The sequence below is a fragment of the Xanthomonas sp. 3075 genome, assembly GCF_014197275.1.
Lineage (GTDB): Bacteria > Pseudomonadota > Gammaproteobacteria > Xanthomonadales > Xanthomonadaceae > Xanthomonas > Xanthomonas campestris_B.
This window is the reverse complement of record NZ_JACIFI010000001.1, coordinates 315,897-331,035: the sequence shown is the minus strand read 5'-3', so window position 1 is coordinate 331,035 and position 15,139 is coordinate 315,897. Positions and strand designations below refer to the sequence as shown.

The following is a 15,139-nucleotide window of genomic DNA, read 5'->3' as shown; positions in this document are numbered from 1 at the left end:
GGTCGGCTCCGGTCAGGCAAGTTCGGCTCGGACTGCTTGCTGCAGTCGCGGGCGCGGGGTGGCTTCGGGTGTGTTCTCGCCCAGCAAAGAGCGGAAGCCACCCTTCTCGGCATCGAAGGCGCTGATCTCGCCATGGGCGATGTCATAGATCCAGCCATGGATGCGCAGGGTGCCGGCAGCCAGACGTGCTGCAACCACTGGCTGCGTACGCAGATGATCCAGCTGCGAGACCACGTTCTCCTCGGTCATGCAGTTCAGTGCTTCCTGACTCTGCGGATCGTGACCGTGGTGTTCGGTGACGTGACGCGCAGCATCGGTGTGCTTGAGCCAGGCCGCGACGGTGGGCACGGTTTCCAGCGATTCCGGCTTGAGCACCGCCTTCATGGCGCCGCAATCGGTGTGGCCACAGACCACGATATGACGCACACCCAGCACGGCGATGGCGTACTCGATGGCGGCAACCACGCCACTGACGTGCTGCGAATAAGGCGGCACGACATTGCCGATGTTGCGATAGACGAACAACTCGCCGGGCTGCGCGGAGAAGATCAGCTCCGGCATGACGCGTGAATCGGCGCAGGTGATGAACAACGTATGCGGCTTCTGGCCGGCAGCGAGTTCATGAAAGCGCGCGCTCTGACGCGGATACACTTCCTTGCGGAAATGACGAAAACCATCAAGCAAACTTTCCATGGGAGATACCTCTAGGCAACGAAAAGGCCATCCGCGGCGCAAGCCGCGAACTGCAAAGACGAACAAATCAAAAAGGAGTCCGGTGCGTGGCACCGGTTGACGCGACGAACGAAGGATCAGGCGCGCAGTGCGTTAGGAGGACGCAGTTGCGGGATCAGGTCGCGTTTTTGAGATGCTGGCGCGTAATGCGCGTACCAAGAGGGAAAATACCGCGCGACCACCGGCCATGCTTGGGAGAGCAAGGGGATGTCGTCTGCAGAGTGCGTATCGACCTGGGACTGTGCGTCCGCGTCGTCCTGCAGATCTTCGGCTGCGTCGCGTTCTTCGCCAGCATCCACCATCACCGCCACGCCATCGCTCACCAGCGCATCGTGGATGCGGGTGTGCGCATTGGCTGCCGACCACGCCGTGAGCGCGAGCAGGCAGACCAACAGCAAGTGGAGGAATCGAGGAAACATGGCCTCGAAACTAACAATTTAGACCGCCCCAGTGCAAGTGGTGCGACGCACCAATGCGGGGATAAGTCGCCGCGCGGAAACTCCGGTTCAGGTCACAGCATGGTAGAGCTCGGCGGCACCGGCCTTTCAGGCAGTGTCATAGTTGTCATAACCCTCCGTCTTGTTCAGACTTCTGACACATTCTGACAAGATCTAAACACACGTAAATCATTGTCTTGATTGGCAAAAATAAAATAACGACGCGATCTCAAGTTGTCACATTAACGCAACTTTCACGCCATAGCCTGCGCTCACTTTCTCTCAGGTTGCAGCGCACCCATGAAACTCTCTCCGACCCTGCTTGGCTCCGCCCTATTGCTGGCGCTGGCCGCGCCTGCTGCACATGCTGAAATCGCCATCGACATGATCGGTGGCTCGGAGATCTCGCTCGAAGGCCTGGTCCAGGCCGACGGCAACTGGTTCCACAACGATGTGCAGGACCTCAATGGTCCGATCGGCGCCAATGGCGACAATTCCGAATTCAGCATCCGTCGCGCCGAGTTGGTGCTCAAGGGCAAGGGCCCGGGCAATGTCGAATGGGTGGCCGGGTACGACCCGAGTGTGCTGAAGGAAGTGACCATCCGCGGCACCACCATCCGCAGCACCGGCCGTTTTCTGGACAACAACATCAAGTACAAGTTCGGCGGCAACGCCAACAACTACCTGCAGATCGGTCAGTTCAAGCAGCCCAACAGCCTGGAAGAGCTGTCCAGCACCAAGAACAACGACTTCGTCTCCAAGGCGTCGGTGACCAATACCTATGGCATCTCGCGCCGGTTGGGCGTGGCGTACGGCATGGGCGACAACAACTGGAGCGTGACTGCCAGTGCCTTCGGCCGCGAACTGACCCGTAACCAGGCCCATGGCAGCGGCTACGGTGCGCGCGGCACCTGGGCGCCGATCAACGAGAGCGGCAATGTGCTGCACTTCGGCCTGAGCTACCTGGGTTACGACACCGACGACGACACCCTGCGCCTGCGCGCACGTCCGGACGCCGACCTCACCACCATCCGCCTGATCGACAGCGGCGCCATCACCAATGTGGATCGCGTGGGTGTGGCCGGTGCCGAGGCGATGTGGGTCACCGGGCCGTTCAAGCTGCAGAGCGAATATTTCCAGGAAAACGCCAAGCGCATCGGCAACAACGCGCAGGACTACAAGAGTGACGGCTGGTACGTCAGCGGCGTCTGGAACATCACCGGCGAGACCTGGGGCTACAAGGCCGGCGTGCCGACCACCCCGCTGCCGAACGAACCGGCATCGGGCCTGTGGCAGCTGGCCGTGCGCTACGACACCCTGGACCTGAACGATGGCCACCTGATCGCCAACAGCAACACCCCGTTCGTGGACGGCGTGCTGGGCGGCAAGATGAACGTGTGGACCGTCGGTGCCAACTGGTACTGGCGCTCCAACTTCAAGTTCGCACTCGACTACGCGAAGGTAGACAGCACCCGTTACAACAGCGCCACGCGTGGCCTGGTGGACGACAACCCGTCGATCATCGAGGCACGCGCGCAGTTCTATTGGTAAGTGATCGCCGGGTCGGTCGCCGCATGATGCTCGGTCGAGCGCGTGCGGCGCCGTCACCGCCCAGCCGGCGCGCCCGATCCGGCCACGCGCGCCTGGCGTCCTGCCGTCACTGCCCTGTCATGTTCGCGACACCGCGCGGTCATACCCTTGCCCTGCAATGGCTTCCGTGCGGGACGTCTTTCCTTCTTCGCTACAGGAGTAGTTCCGTGATCCATGCATTCAAGACCCGTCTGGCCGTCGGCGTGCTCGCCGCGTCGCTGGCGCTGTGCGCCCAGGCTGCCGATGTCACCGGTGCCGGTGCATCCTTCATCTATCCGGTGATGTCCAAGTGGTCGGCCGATTACAACGCGGCCACCAAGAAGCAGGTCAACTATCAATCGATCGGTTCGGGCGGCGGCATTGCCCAGATCAAGGCGGCCAGCGTGGACTTCGGTTCGTCCGACGCCCCGCTCAAGCCGGAAGAACTGGCCGCAGCCGGCCTGGCGCAATTCCCGTCGGTGATCGGCGGCGTGGTGCCGGTCGTCAACGTGCCAGGAATTGCACCCGGCGCGCTCAAGCTGGATGGCAAGACACTGGGCGATATCTTCCTGGGCAAGGTCAGCACCTGGAATGATCCGGCGATTGCCGCGCTCAACCCGGGCGTGAAGCTGCCGGACGGCAAGATCACCGTGGTGCACCGCTCGGATGGCTCGGGCACCAGCTTCAACTTCACCAACTACCTGTCCAAGGTCAACCCGGACTGGAAGAGCAAGGTCGGCGAAGGCACGGCAGTGCAGTGGCCGACCGGGATCGGCGGCAAGGGCAACGAGGGTGTGGCCGCGTATGTGAAGCAGATCAAGGGCGGCATCGGCTATGTCGAGCTGTCGTACGCGCTGCAGAACAAGATGGCCTACACCGCGATGAAGAACGCCTCCGGCAAGTTCGTGCAGCCGTCCGATGAAACCTTCGCCGCCGCGGCCAACAGCGCCGACTGGGCCAACAGCAAGGACTTCTACCTGGTGATGACCAACGCCGCCGGCGACAACGCCTGGCCGATCACCGCCACCAACTTCATTTTGGTGCAGAAGAAGCCGAAGAATGCCGCGGGCCTCAAGAACACGCTGGAATTCTTCCGCTGGGTCTACAGCAAGGGCGATGCGCAAGCCAAGCAGCTGGACTACGTGCCGCTACCGGACAGCCTGGTGACCCAGATCGAGACCTACTGGGCCAAGAATCTGCCCCACTAAGGCGGCCGCGTCACGGCTGTGCTCGCCACCGAGGCGGGCGCGGCCGGCGCCTGGAATCGTCATATCGCACCCGTACACTCGGGTCCGGCGCTCGTCCGGCACCGCTGGCTAGGTGGTCGTTGGTTGCTCTTAAAACGTACAGGAACGACGCCGCTTCTCTCCCGGCGTCGGCACCGGGACGCGGATCCTCTGGGGTCCGCGTTTTTTTTGTGATGGCTTGCCAGAAGGCACTGTCATGCACGTGTAACAAAAACATCATTTCATAGCGTGGTCTGCCGGACCCACCGGCCAATCCAGCCTCGGAGCTTCCATGAAACTGCAGTCGGCCAGCCTGACCGCCCTGTCTCTCACCATCGCCCTCGCCCTGGCCGCTTGCTCGCCAGGCAAGGACGCGCAATCCGGCGATGCCGCCAAGGGCGCCCCCACCGCCGGTGCGTCTGCCGGCGACAGCAAGAGCGCCGAGATCTCCGGTGCCGGCGCCTCCTTCATCTACCCGTTGGTGTCCAAGTGGTCGGCCGACTACAATGCCGCCACCGGCAACAAGGTGAACTACCAGTCGATCGGTTCCGGCGGCGGCATTGCGCAGATCAAGGCCGGCACGGTGGATTTCGGTTCGACCGACAAGCCGCTGGACAGCGCCGAACTGCAGCAGGCCGGCCTGGGCCAGTTCCCGTCCGCGATCGGCGGCGTGGTGCCGGTGGTCAATGTGGAAGGCATCGCACCGGGCAAGCTGCGTCTGACCGGCGCACTGCTGGGCGACATCTTCCTGGGCAAGGTCACGATGTGGAACGACGCGGCGATTGTCGCGGCCAATCCGGGCGTGACCCTGCCGGCCACCAAGATCAACCTGGTGCATCGTTCGGATGGTTCGGGCACCACCTTCAACTTCTCCAACTACCTGTCCAAGGTCAGCCCGGAGTGGAAGAGCAAGGTCGGCGAAGGCACCTCCGTGCAGTGGCCCGGTGGCGTCGGCGGCAAGGGCAACGAAGGCGTGGCCTCGTACGTGCAGCAGATCAAGGGCTCGATCGGCTATGTCGAGCTGGCCTACGCACTGCAGAACAAGATGCCCTACACCTCGCTGCAGAATGCAGCCGGCCAGTGGGTGGAACCGAACGCGGACAGCTTCGCCGCCGCTGCGGCCAGCGCCGACTGGGCCAATGCCAAGGATTTCAACCTGGTGATCACCAATGCACCGGGCGAGAAGGCCTGGCCGATCACCGCCACCAACTTCATGCTGATGCACAAGCAGCCCAAGGATGCGGCGCGTAGCAAGGCGACGCTGGACTTCTTCAAGTGGGCGCTGGAAAACGGCCAGGCGCAGGCCAGCGAATTGCATTACGTGCCGCTGCCGCCGGAGCTGGTGAAGCAGATCGAGTCCTATTGGGCCAGCGAGTTCAAGTAATGCCTGCATCCCGCCACACGGCGGGCTGCTCGGCGGTGAGGTGCCTGCGGGCGCCTCGCCGTTCCTGATGTCTCACGCTCCCGCCCTTGCGCGGGTGACGAGTCCAATCGAATGAATGCCTCCGCCATTCCCAAAGCGATGACCGCACCACGCGGCCGCGACCTGCGCGATGCGCGTGCCGACCGCCTGTTCAAACTCGCGCTGGCCGCCACGGTCGTTTTCGTCCTGTTGGCACTCGGCAGCGCTGCGCTGTCGATGCTGTGGGGCGGACGCCATGCCTTGCAGATGCAGGGCCTGAGCTTTTTCTATTCCGCCGACTGGAATCCGGTCGAAAACAAATACGGCGCGCTGGCGCCGATCTACGGCACGCTGGTCACCGCCTTGATTGCGATGGTGATTGCGGTGCCGGTGAGTTTCGGTATCGCGTTCTTCCTCACCGAAGTGGCGCCGCGCTGGTTGCGTGGCCCGGTGGGCACGGCCATCGAATTGCTGGCCGGCATCCCGTCGATCATCTACGGCATGTGGGGCCTGTTCGTGCTGGTGCCGGTGATGACCGAGCACGTGACGCCATGGCTCAACGATCATCTGGGCACGCTGCCGGTGATCGGCCCGTTGTTCCAGGGGCCGCCGCTGGGCATCGGCCTGCTGACTGCTGGTTTCGTGCTAGCGATCATGGTGATCCCGTTCATTTCATCGGTGATGCGCGAAGTGTTTTTGACCGTGCCCACGCGCCTGAAGGAATCGGCGTACGCACTGGGCTCGACCAAGTGGGAAGTCAGCTGGGACATCGTGCTGCCGTATACGCGCTCGGCGGTGATCGGCGGCGTGTTTCTGGGCCTGGGCCGTGCGCTGGGCGAAACCATGGCGGTGGCGTTCGTGGTCGGCAACACGGTGCGGCTGTCGCCGTCGCTGCTGGAGCCTGGCACCACCATCGCCGCGTTGATCGCCAATGACTTCGGCGAAGCCACCGAGACCTACCGGTCGGCGCTGCTGTTGCTGGGCTTTGTGCTGTTCATCGTGACCTTCATCGTGCTGGCGATTGCGCGCTTCATGCTGATGCAACTGTCGCGCCGGGAGGGCAACTGATGTCCTCGGCCTCGCAATCCCTCTACAACCGCCGCCGCGTGACCAATGTGGTGGCGTTGTTGCTGTCGTGCGCCACCGCGCTGTTCGGCCTGTTCTTCCTGGCCTGGATCCTGTGGACCCTGCTGTCCAAGGGCGTGCCGGGCATCGACGTCAATCTGTTCACCAAGATGACACCCCCGCCGATGCAGGAAGGCGGCCTGCTCAACGCCTTCTTCGGTAGTGCGGTGATGTGCGGCCTGGCGCTCGCGATCGGCACGCCATTAGGCATTGCCGCCGGCACCTGGCTGGCCGAGTACGGCAATGCGCGCAAGGCCGGCGTGGTGGTGCGCTTCGTCAACGACATCCTGCTGTCGGCACCGTCCATCGTGCTGGGCCTGTTCGTCTACACGCTGTACGTGATGCAGACCGGCGGGCGCTTCTCCGCGTTTGCAGGCGCGCTGTCGCTGGCCTTCATCGTGCTGCCGGTGGTGGTGCGCACGACCGACGAGATGCTGCGTCTGGTGCCGGCGCAGATGCGCGAGGCGGCGTTGTCGCTGGGTATTCCGCAGTGGAAGGTCACCGTGCAGGTGCTGTATCGCGCCGCTTCGGCCGGCATCCTCACCGGCATCCTGCTGGCCCTGGCACGCATCAGCGGCGAGACCGCACCGCTGCTGTTCACCGCGTTCGGCAATCAGTACTGGAACAGCAACGTGTTCCAGCCGATGGCCAGCGTGCCGGTGATCATGAATCAGTTCGCCGGTAGCCCCTACGAGACCTGGCAGACCCTGGCCTGGTCGGGCGCGCTGGTGCTGACCGTGTTCGTGCTGCTGGTGAGCCTGGGCGCCCGTGCCCTGCTATTGCGCAACAAGATCTCCAATGACTGACCTTTCCCTCCGGACACCCGACATGAACGATCTCCAAAACGCCAAGCCGATGCATCGCATCGCTGTTCCGGCCGCCAAGGGGGCGCCAAGCGCGCAGGCGCCGGTGAAGGTGGCCGCACGCAATCTGGATTTCTATTACGACAAGTACCACGCGCTTAAGAGCATCAATATCGAGATTCCGGAAAAGCGCGTCACCGCGCTGATCGGGCCGTCCGGTTGCGGCAAGTCGACCTTGCTGCGCATCTTCAATCGCATCTACGCGCTGTACCCGAAGATGGAAGCGCGTGGCGAAGTGTTGCTGGATAACGAGAATATCCTGTCGCCGAAGTACCCGATGAACCGCCTGCGCAGCAAGGTCGGCATGGTGTTCCAGAAGCCGGTGCCGTTTCCGATGACGATCTTCGAAAACGTCGCCTACGGTATCCGTCACCACGAAAAACTCTCCAAGGCCGACATGCAGAATCGTGTCGAGCACGCCCTGCGTCAGGGTGCGTTATGGGACGAGGTCAAGGACAAGCTCGGGCAAAGCGCGCTGGGCCTGTCCGGCGGCCAGCAGCAACGTCTGTGCATCGCACGTGCGGTGGCGCTGCGGCCGGACGTGTTGCTGCTGGACGAACCGACCTCGGCACTGGACCCGATTTCCACCAGCCGCATCGAGCAGTTGGTGGAAGAGCTCAAGTGCGACTACACGATCGTCATCGTGACCCACAACATGCAGCAGGCCGCGCGCGTGTCCGACTACACCGCCTTCATGTACCTGGGCGACCTGATCGAACACGACCGCACCGAAACGATTTTCTCGCAACCGTCCAAGCAGCAGACCGAGGACTACATCACCGGCCGCTTCGGTTGATGTCGTCCCACTACGCAGCAGCGCCCGACTGAAGAAGTAGCACCGTCACACCCTGCCCTGCACGCTCTTTACATCGCGTGCGATGCTGCCAACACAGCGGCGGGCTTCCACCATTGCCACGAATCGAGACCACGATGAACCAGCACCTCAACGACCACATCGTCAAAAGTTACGACGAGGAGCAGAACCGTCTTGTCGCCGAGATCGTGCGCATGGGCGACACGGCAGTGGCGCAGCTGGAAGCCGCACTGGATGTGGTGGAGCGCCGCGACGACAGCGCGGCACACCGCATCGTGGTCAACGACGAGGCGATCGATGCGCTTGAGCATGCGATCAGTCACGACGTGATGCGCCTGGCGTTGCGTGGGCCGATGGCGCGCGACCTGCGCGAGATCCTGGCCGGCCTGCGTATCCCGGCCGACATCGAACGCATCGGCGATTACGCGGCAAACGTCGCCAAGCGCTCGATCGCACTCAATTCCGCACCGCCGCTGCCGCAGACGGTGGGCCTGCGCGCGCTCGGCCAGATGGCCGCCAGCGCCGTGCGCGACGCCGTGCTGGCGTATCGCGACAAGGATGCCAATGCCGCCATCCGCGTGCGCGACGAAGACGCCCGCCTGGACGCGCAATACACCGCCCTGTTCCGCGAGCTGTTGACCTACATGATGGAAGACCCGCGCAACATCACCCCGTGCACGCATCTGTTGTTCATGGCCAAGAATCTAGAGCGCATCGGCGACCATGCCACCAACATCGCCGAGAACGTGTGGTTCCTGGTGCATGGCGAACAGCCGCTGCCACCGCGCGTGAAGCGCGACGACACCAGCACCACCGGAGTGATCTGACGAATCCGCGTGCCGGCAGCGCCTGCCGGCACCCTGATGGGCAGGCTGAAAGGCCTAATATCATTACGTATTCATCTGATCGCACCTAGGCTGCGGTGGCACAGGCCGTTCCTGTGACGCAGGGTAGGCAGATGACGCAGATCATTGGATCTCTCGTGATTTTGTCGCTGCTGACCTCTGGTGCAGCGTTCGCTGCGCCCCAGCAGCAGCACGACGATCATGCTCGCATCGAACAGCGGCATGACGCACATGGCCCTGACCGTCGCGACGACCGCCACGATGACAGGCGCGCAGATCGGCGCGATATCCGTCACGACGACCACCACAACGACCGTCCTGGACCTCCGTTCAAACGCGGTGAGCGCCTGGCGCCGGGCCATCGCGGCAACCATGTCGCCGATTACCGCAGGCATCATCTGAAGCAACCACCGCGCGGGCATGAGTGGCGCCGTGTGGACAATCAATACGTGTTGATTGCAGTGGCCACCGGCCTGATTGCCAGCGTGGTGACCGGCCGCTGATCTGACGGCCAGACTGCCAACAACAGGCGGAGGGGGGCCCGATCTGCGGCGACGCGGGTCGGGCCTTCTTTTGCGCAGGGCCTGGATCAACAATGCGTAACGCCAGGATCGAGCCGGTGATGCGACCTGCTAGGCTATGCGCATGAACGAACCGGTCGACCTGCAGCCTGCCCCCTCCCTGATGCCCATGTCGCGGCGTTTCCGCGGCTATCTGCCCGTGGTGGTGGATGTGGAGACCGGCGGGTTCGACTGGAACAAGCACGCGCTACTGGAAATTGCCTGCGTACCGATCGAAATGGACGCCGAAGGACGTTTTTTCCCTGGGGAAACCGCCAGTGCGCATCTGGTGCCGGCGCCGGGCCTGGAGATCGATCCCAAATCGCTGGAAATCACCGGCATCGTGCTCGACCACCCGTTTCGCTTCGCCAAGCAGGAAAAGGACGCGCTGGACCACGTGTTCGCGCCGGTACGTGCGGCAGTGAAGAAATATGGTTGCCAACGCGCAATTCTGGTGGGCCACAACGCGCATTTCGATTTGAACTTTCTCAATGCGGCGGTTGCGCGCGTGGGCCATAAACGCAATCCGTTCCATCCGTTCAGTGTGTTCGACACGGTGACCTTGGCCGGTGTTGCTTACGGGCAGACCGTGCTGGCGCGCGCCGCGCAAGCGGCAGGCCTGGACTGGAACACCGCCGATGCGCACAGCGCGGTGTATGACACCGAACAAACCGCACGGTTGTTCTGCGCGATCGCCAATGCCTGGCCGGGGCCCCGCGTCGGCTGAGTGGGCTGGAATTGGGGATTGTTGGCAAACGCGCGATGTTGCTCGAGCTAAAAGCAGGATGACCGCGACAACCGCGCCCTCATCCGCCCTTCGGGCACCTTCTCCCGCAGGCGGGAGAAGGGAGCGGCGGCGGGTTGCAGGGACGCGAGCGCATCGCGCGCCGACAGCCTAACCACAGCGAAAAGCTCCCTTCCCCCGCCTGCGCGGGAAGAGAGCGGCGACGGGTTGCAGGGACGTGAGCGCATCGTGCGCCGACAGCCTAACCACAGCGAAGAGCTTCCTTCCCCCGCCTGCGGGGGAAGAGAGCGGCGACGGGCTGCAGGACGTGAGCGCCTCGTGCGCCGACAGCCTAACCACAGCGAAAAGCTCTCTTCCCCCGCCTGCGGGGGAAGAGAGCGGCGACGGGCTGCAGGACGTGAGCGCCTCGTGCGCCGACAGCCTAACCACAGCGAAAAGCTCCCTTCCCCCGCCTGCGGGGGAAGGTGCCCGAAGGGCGGATGGGGGCAGGCTTGAACCTGTAGCCGCACTCCCCTCATCCGGCGCTACGCGCCACCTTCTCCCGCAAGCGGGAGAAGGGAGATGCGCGCAGCTGGCTTTGCCGTCTCACCTAGCACCAAGCTCGATTCCCTATTCCCTATTCCCTATTCCCAACCTCCAATCCCGACTCCCCCATCCCGCCCTAGCCCACGCAAATCCGGTCGCGCCCTGCGCTCTTGGCCTGGTAGAGCGCATGGTCGGCGCGCTGCATCAACGATGCGCCGGTGTCGTCATCGCGCAATTCGGCCACACCGGCGCTGAAAGTCACCTGCAGGCCGTCCACACCGCCCCAGTCGTGGCGTGCATGGAATAGCGCGCGGATGCGCAGACAGAGCGCCTGCGCTTCATCCAGGGTGGTATCGGCAAGCAGCAAGGCGAATTCTTCGCCGCCCATGCGCGCCGGCAGATCCGAGGCGCGGGCAGCGGCGGTCAGCAGCACGCCCACTTCATGCAGGACCGCATCGCCACTGGCGTGCGAATAGTGATCGTTGATGCGCTTGAAGTGGTCGATGTCCAGGATCGCCAGGACCAATGGCCCACCACTGCGCCGCGCACGGCTGATATCGCGCGCCAGCGCTTCGTCGAAGTGGCGGCGATTGGGTAGCCCGGTCAGTGCGTCCTCGTGCGCCTGGCGCTCGAACACATCGGACTTGATACGCAGCCGCGTCAGCAGGTCGGTTTTTTCCTGATTGGCCTGCAGCAGCCGCTGCGCCTGCAGTTGCAGGTCTTCGGTCCGTTTGCGTACCAGTTCGGCCAATCGTGCGTTGTGGGTGGTGTAGCGGCGCAACAGGAATCGATACACCAGGGCCAGCGCAAGAATCGCAGCCAGCACCGCTGCAAAACGCACGTCCTGCCGTTGCCACCACCACGGCAGGATCTCGAACGCCCACACCGCTTCACGCCGGCTCCACGCGCCGCCCGGGTGGCGGGCGGCCACATGCAGGCGGTAACGCCCCGGCGGCAAGCCGATGAATTCCACGCTGCGCTGCCGGCCACGTTCGGTCCAGTCGCCGTCCAGTCCCTCCAGGCGCGTGCGGTATTCGATCCGCTCGGGCAGCAGAAAACTCATGCCGACGTAGGACACATTCAGGCGATGTCCACCGGGCAATCTTGCCTGCTGCCGCCACGCCAACGGGCGGCCATCCTGCTGCACGCTCTCGATCAGCGCAGGCGGTGCGCGGCGTTCGCGAAAGGATTGCAGACGCGACGGGGCAACCGAGCTCACGCCGCCTGCAGTGACCACCCACACCGAGCCATCGGCGCGTTCGATCAGGCTCGGGCCGGAGCTGCCATTGGCTTGCGCATTGCCCATGCCGTCGATCTCGCCATAGCGTTCGATGACGAGCTTGCCGCGCCCATCGGCGACGGCGTTGAGCGTGTCGAGTCCGGTGCGCAGCATGCCGCGATTGCTGCTGATCCATGCATTGCCGAGGCGGTCGACGACCAGCTGGAACACCGTATCCACCGGCATGCCCTGCTCCAGGCCCACGCGTGCGATCGTCCCGTTGCGCACCCGATACAGACCGCGATCGGTCGAGATCCAGACAGCGTCGCCGATGGCCTGGAAGCCGAAGACGCTGCGCGCACCACCCAGGCGCTGCAGGTCCAGCTGATGCAGCTTGCCGTCGCGCAACACCGCCGCACCATCGACCGACCCGATCCACAGCGCCTTCCCAATCGCAGCGATCGCAGTCACCACGCTGGCGGGCATGCCGTCGATCGCCAGTGGCACAGGCGTACCGTCCACCAACTTCACCACACCGCGCTGGGTGGCCAGCCACACCACGGCGTGGTCGTCGATCACGATGGCGCGGACATGCCCGCTGGGCATGCCCTCGGCCTCGCCATAGTGCCGCAACACGCGTCCATCGCGCAGCACGAACACGCCGTCTGCAAAGGTACCGACCCACAGATCGCCTTGCCGGTCCAACGCCAGGCTGAGCACCGAGAGCCGACGCCCGGACGGCGTGGCGACCGCCACCGGTACGATGCGCCCATCCGGCAACATGCGATCCAGCCCGGCGCTACCGGCGATCCACAAACTGCCATCGCGGTCTTCCAGCATGGCGCGGCTGTAGTCGCCGCTCAGGCCATCGCGTTGGCTGTAACTGCTGAACAGGGTTTCGCGCAGCCGGAACAGCCCGCCATTGGTGCCGACCCAGATGCTGCCTTCGGCATCCTCGCGAAAACTGACGATGCGTCCGCTGGGCAGGCTGCGACCGGCCGGCAGATGCTCCACGCCATGACTGCCGATACGCAGCAGCCCCTGATTTTCGCTCCCCAGCCACAGGTCGCCATGACGATCCTGCAGCATCGCGGTGAAGCGGCCCTGCCCCGGCACCCGATGCACCAGCTCGGCGCGCTCGCCCTGCAGCCGATACAGTTGCTCGCCTGCGACCACCCACAGCGTGCCGTCCGTCGCGCGATATGGCCATGCCAGCCCCGATGGCAGGCCGAATGCCGCCGGCGCACGATGCATGTGCCCATCCGGCTCGCGGTAGACGAGCCCATCGAGCGTACCGATCAGCAGCCTGCCCTGATCGTCGAACGCCATGCGCGGAAAACTGCTCTGCAGCGGCACGCCATCGCGCGGCGGGAAATAGTCGAAGCGCCCATCCGGCCACAGGCAGCCAAGCCCGTGGCCTTCGAACAGCAACCACATACGACCGTCGGCATCCATGGTCATCGCGTGGATCAGCGCCTGCGGCCACTGACCTTGCCGCTGCCAGTGCCGCCACTGTCCATCGGCACTGTGACGCACCAGATTGCCGCGCGCATCGCTCAGCCACAGCGCGCCATCGCGATCCACGTACAAGGCGCCGACGCCGTTATCGGGCAGGCCCGGGCGCGTGCTGCGATCGATGACGCTGAATTCCAGGCCGTTGTAGCGCACCAGCCCTTCCCAGGTGGCGAACCACAAATAGCCATCGCGGGTCTGGGCGATGTCGCGCAACGAGTTGTGCGGCAGACCGTTACGCGAGCTCCAGCTGTCGATGGCGTAGTCGCGCAATCGCGCGGTTCCTGCGGGTGCGGCGATCGCAGCGAACGAACACCATGCCAGCAGCAGCCAGCCACAGGCACCGATCCAGCGCAGCCAGCGCGACTCTCCCCTCAGCACCACGCCGACTGCGCCGCTATTTCCGCCCGACTGCCGGGCGTCCACCCCATCGTTCATCTGACATGACGCGCCATTCACAATCCATATGGTAGGCAAAAAAGCGCACACGCGCCGAGGGGCGGCTGGCGTGCGCCCGAAAGCATTGATGCATAAGCGTTGAAGCTGCGAGCGGCAACACCGGACGACCAGCATCTGCGCAAAGCTGCACGCACCTGACCGACTGTTGCCGGCACAGAGCACCGCTCTACCAGCCGATCAACGCTCGCCACACGCCAATCCTGACGGATGCGTCCCGACGTGGCGCGATTACACGGCCAGGCGCTGCCGCACCGCTTCAAACAAGGTCACGCCTGCGGCGACCGACACGTTGAGGCTTTCGATATCGCCCGGCATCGGAATCTTGACCAGGCCGTCGCAATGTTCGCGGGTAAGCCGACGCAGGCCATCGGCCTCGCCGCCGAGCACCAGCCCGACATTGCCGCGCAGGTCCACGCTGTACAACGACGCCTCGGCCTCGCCGGCCAAACCGTACAGCCACACGCCCTGCTTCTGCAGATCGCGCAGGCAGCGCGCCAGGTTGGTGACCGCCACCACCGGAATGCGGTCGGCCGCACCGGCCGAGGTCTTGCGCACAGTGGCATTCACCGTGGCCGACTTGTCCTTGGGAATGACCACTGCCGTGATGCCGGCCGCAGCCGCGCTGCGCAGACACGCACCCAAGTTGTGCGGATCCTGCACGCCATCGAGGATCAGCAGCAGCGCGCGCCCCTCGGCCGCGGCCACCAATGCTTCAAGCTCGTTTTCTGCCCACAGCCGTGCCGCTGCGTAGCGCGCGACCACGCCCTGATGGCGTACCTGCCCGCCCACGCCGTCCAGCGCCTGGGTGTTGACCCGGCGCACGTCGATGCCCTTGCGGCGCGCCTGCTCTTCGATCTCGGTAAGACGCGGATTCTTGCTACCGGCCTCGATCAATACCTCGCGCACATTGTCGGCGTCGTTCTCGATCGACGAGGCGACAGCGTTGACACCGACGATCCACTGATTCTGCTTGCTCATTGCGCGGACATACGAAGAGATAAAGGGGAATGGTAGGGCCTGTGGCCTGCCACGTCACGGCCGACCTGCGGTGACGGGCACCCGCGATAGAGCGTGCCCACCGCAAGGCGTGTGCTTCGCGGCAGGCA

13 protein-coding genes are annotated in these 15,139 nt (G+C 64.2%); 9 read left to right on the top strand and 4 right to left on the bottom strand.

Annotation, left to right across the window (positions count from 1 at the left end; genetic code table 11):
- Positions 1–12: 12 nt before the first annotated feature.
- Positions 13–693, bottom strand: a complete 681-nt coding sequence (locus GGR62_RS01460) for a carbonic anhydrase (protein ID WP_184406183.1) — start codon at positions 691–693, stop codon at positions 13–15.
- A 116-nt stretch (positions 694–809) separates the two neighbouring features.
- Positions 810–1,130, bottom strand: coding sequence for a hypothetical protein (locus GGR62_RS01455; protein ID WP_184406321.1), 321 nt, complete (start codon positions 1,128–1,130; stop codon positions 810–812).
- 339 nt (positions 1,131–1,469) lie between these two features.
- On the opposite strand from GGR62_RS01455, the gene GGR62_RS01450 reads away from it, so the two are divergent.
- From GGR62_RS01450 to rnt, 9 genes are all read left to right on the top strand, one after another.
- Complete coding sequence (locus tag GGR62_RS01450) at positions 1,470–2,720, top strand: OprO/OprP family phosphate-selective porin (protein ID WP_184406181.1); 1,251 nt, start codon at positions 1,470–1,472, stop codon at positions 2,718–2,720.
- Between the two features lie 206 nt (positions 2,721–2,926).
- Positions 2,927–3,946 (top strand): phosphate ABC transporter substrate-binding protein PstS, encoded by a 1,020-nt coding sequence (pstS, locus tag GGR62_RS01445; RefSeq protein ID WP_184406179.1) that lies wholly within the window; start codon positions 2,927–2,929, stop codon positions 3,944–3,946.
- A gap of 310 nt (positions 3,947–4,256) precedes the next feature.
- On the top strand, positions 4,257–5,348 hold the full coding sequence (gene pstS / locus GGR62_RS01440) for a phosphate ABC transporter substrate-binding protein PstS (RefSeq protein ID WP_184406177.1): 1,092 nt from the start codon (positions 4,257–4,259) through the stop codon (positions 5,346–5,348).
- Positions 5,349–5,459: 111 nt separating this feature from the next.
- Entirely contained in the window at positions 5,460–6,434 is a 975-nt protein-coding gene (gene pstC / locus GGR62_RS01435) for a phosphate ABC transporter permease subunit PstC (protein ID WP_184406175.1), read from the top strand.
- Positions 6,434–7,297 (top strand): phosphate ABC transporter permease PstA, encoded by an 864-nt coding sequence (gene pstA / locus GGR62_RS01430; RefSeq protein WP_184406174.1) that lies wholly within the window; start codon positions 6,434–6,436, stop codon positions 7,295–7,297. Before pstC ends, pstA begins: the two co-directional genes overlap by 1 nt.
- Positions 7,298–7,319: 22 nt before the next feature.
- A complete protein-coding gene (gene pstB, locus GGR62_RS01425) occupies positions 7,320–8,150 on the top strand; it encodes a phosphate ABC transporter ATP-binding protein PstB (protein WP_184406172.1) in 831 nt (276 codons plus the stop codon).
- Positions 8,151–8,284: 134 nt separating this feature from the next.
- Positions 8,285–8,995: a phosphate signaling complex protein PhoU gene (gene phoU / locus GGR62_RS01420; RefSeq protein ID WP_184406169.1), complete on the top strand. Its 711-nt coding sequence runs from the start codon at positions 8,285–8,287 to the stop codon at positions 8,993–8,995.
- Between the two features lie 131 nt (positions 8,996–9,126).
- The gene (locus tag GGR62_RS01415) at positions 9,127–9,516 is read left to right on the top strand and encodes an RcnB family protein (RefSeq protein WP_184406167.1); all 390 of its coding nucleotides are present in this window, start codon (positions 9,127–9,129) and stop codon (positions 9,514–9,516) included.
- A 136-nt stretch (positions 9,517–9,652) separates the two neighbouring features.
- Positions 9,653–10,300, top strand: coding sequence for a ribonuclease T (gene rnt, locus GGR62_RS01410; RefSeq protein ID WP_184406166.1), 648 nt, complete (start codon positions 9,653–9,655; stop codon positions 10,298–10,300).
- A 679-nt stretch (positions 10,301–10,979) separates the two neighbouring features.
- Here rnt and GGR62_RS01405 read toward each other — a convergent pair.
- Both GGR62_RS01405 and rlmB read right to left on the bottom strand, forming a co-directional pair.
- The gene (locus tag GGR62_RS01405) at positions 10,980–14,012 is read right to left on the bottom strand and encodes a ligand-binding sensor domain-containing diguanylate cyclase (protein ID WP_184406164.1); all 3,033 of its coding nucleotides are present in this window, start codon (positions 14,010–14,012) and stop codon (positions 10,980–10,982) included.
- Positions 14,013–14,261: 249 nt separating this feature from the next.
- Positions 14,262–15,011, bottom strand: a complete 750-nt coding sequence (gene rlmB / locus GGR62_RS01400) for a 23S rRNA (guanosine(2251)-2'-O)-methyltransferase RlmB (RefSeq protein ID WP_184406162.1) — start codon at positions 15,009–15,011, stop codon at positions 14,262–14,264.
- Positions 15,012–15,139 lie beyond the last annotated feature (128 nt).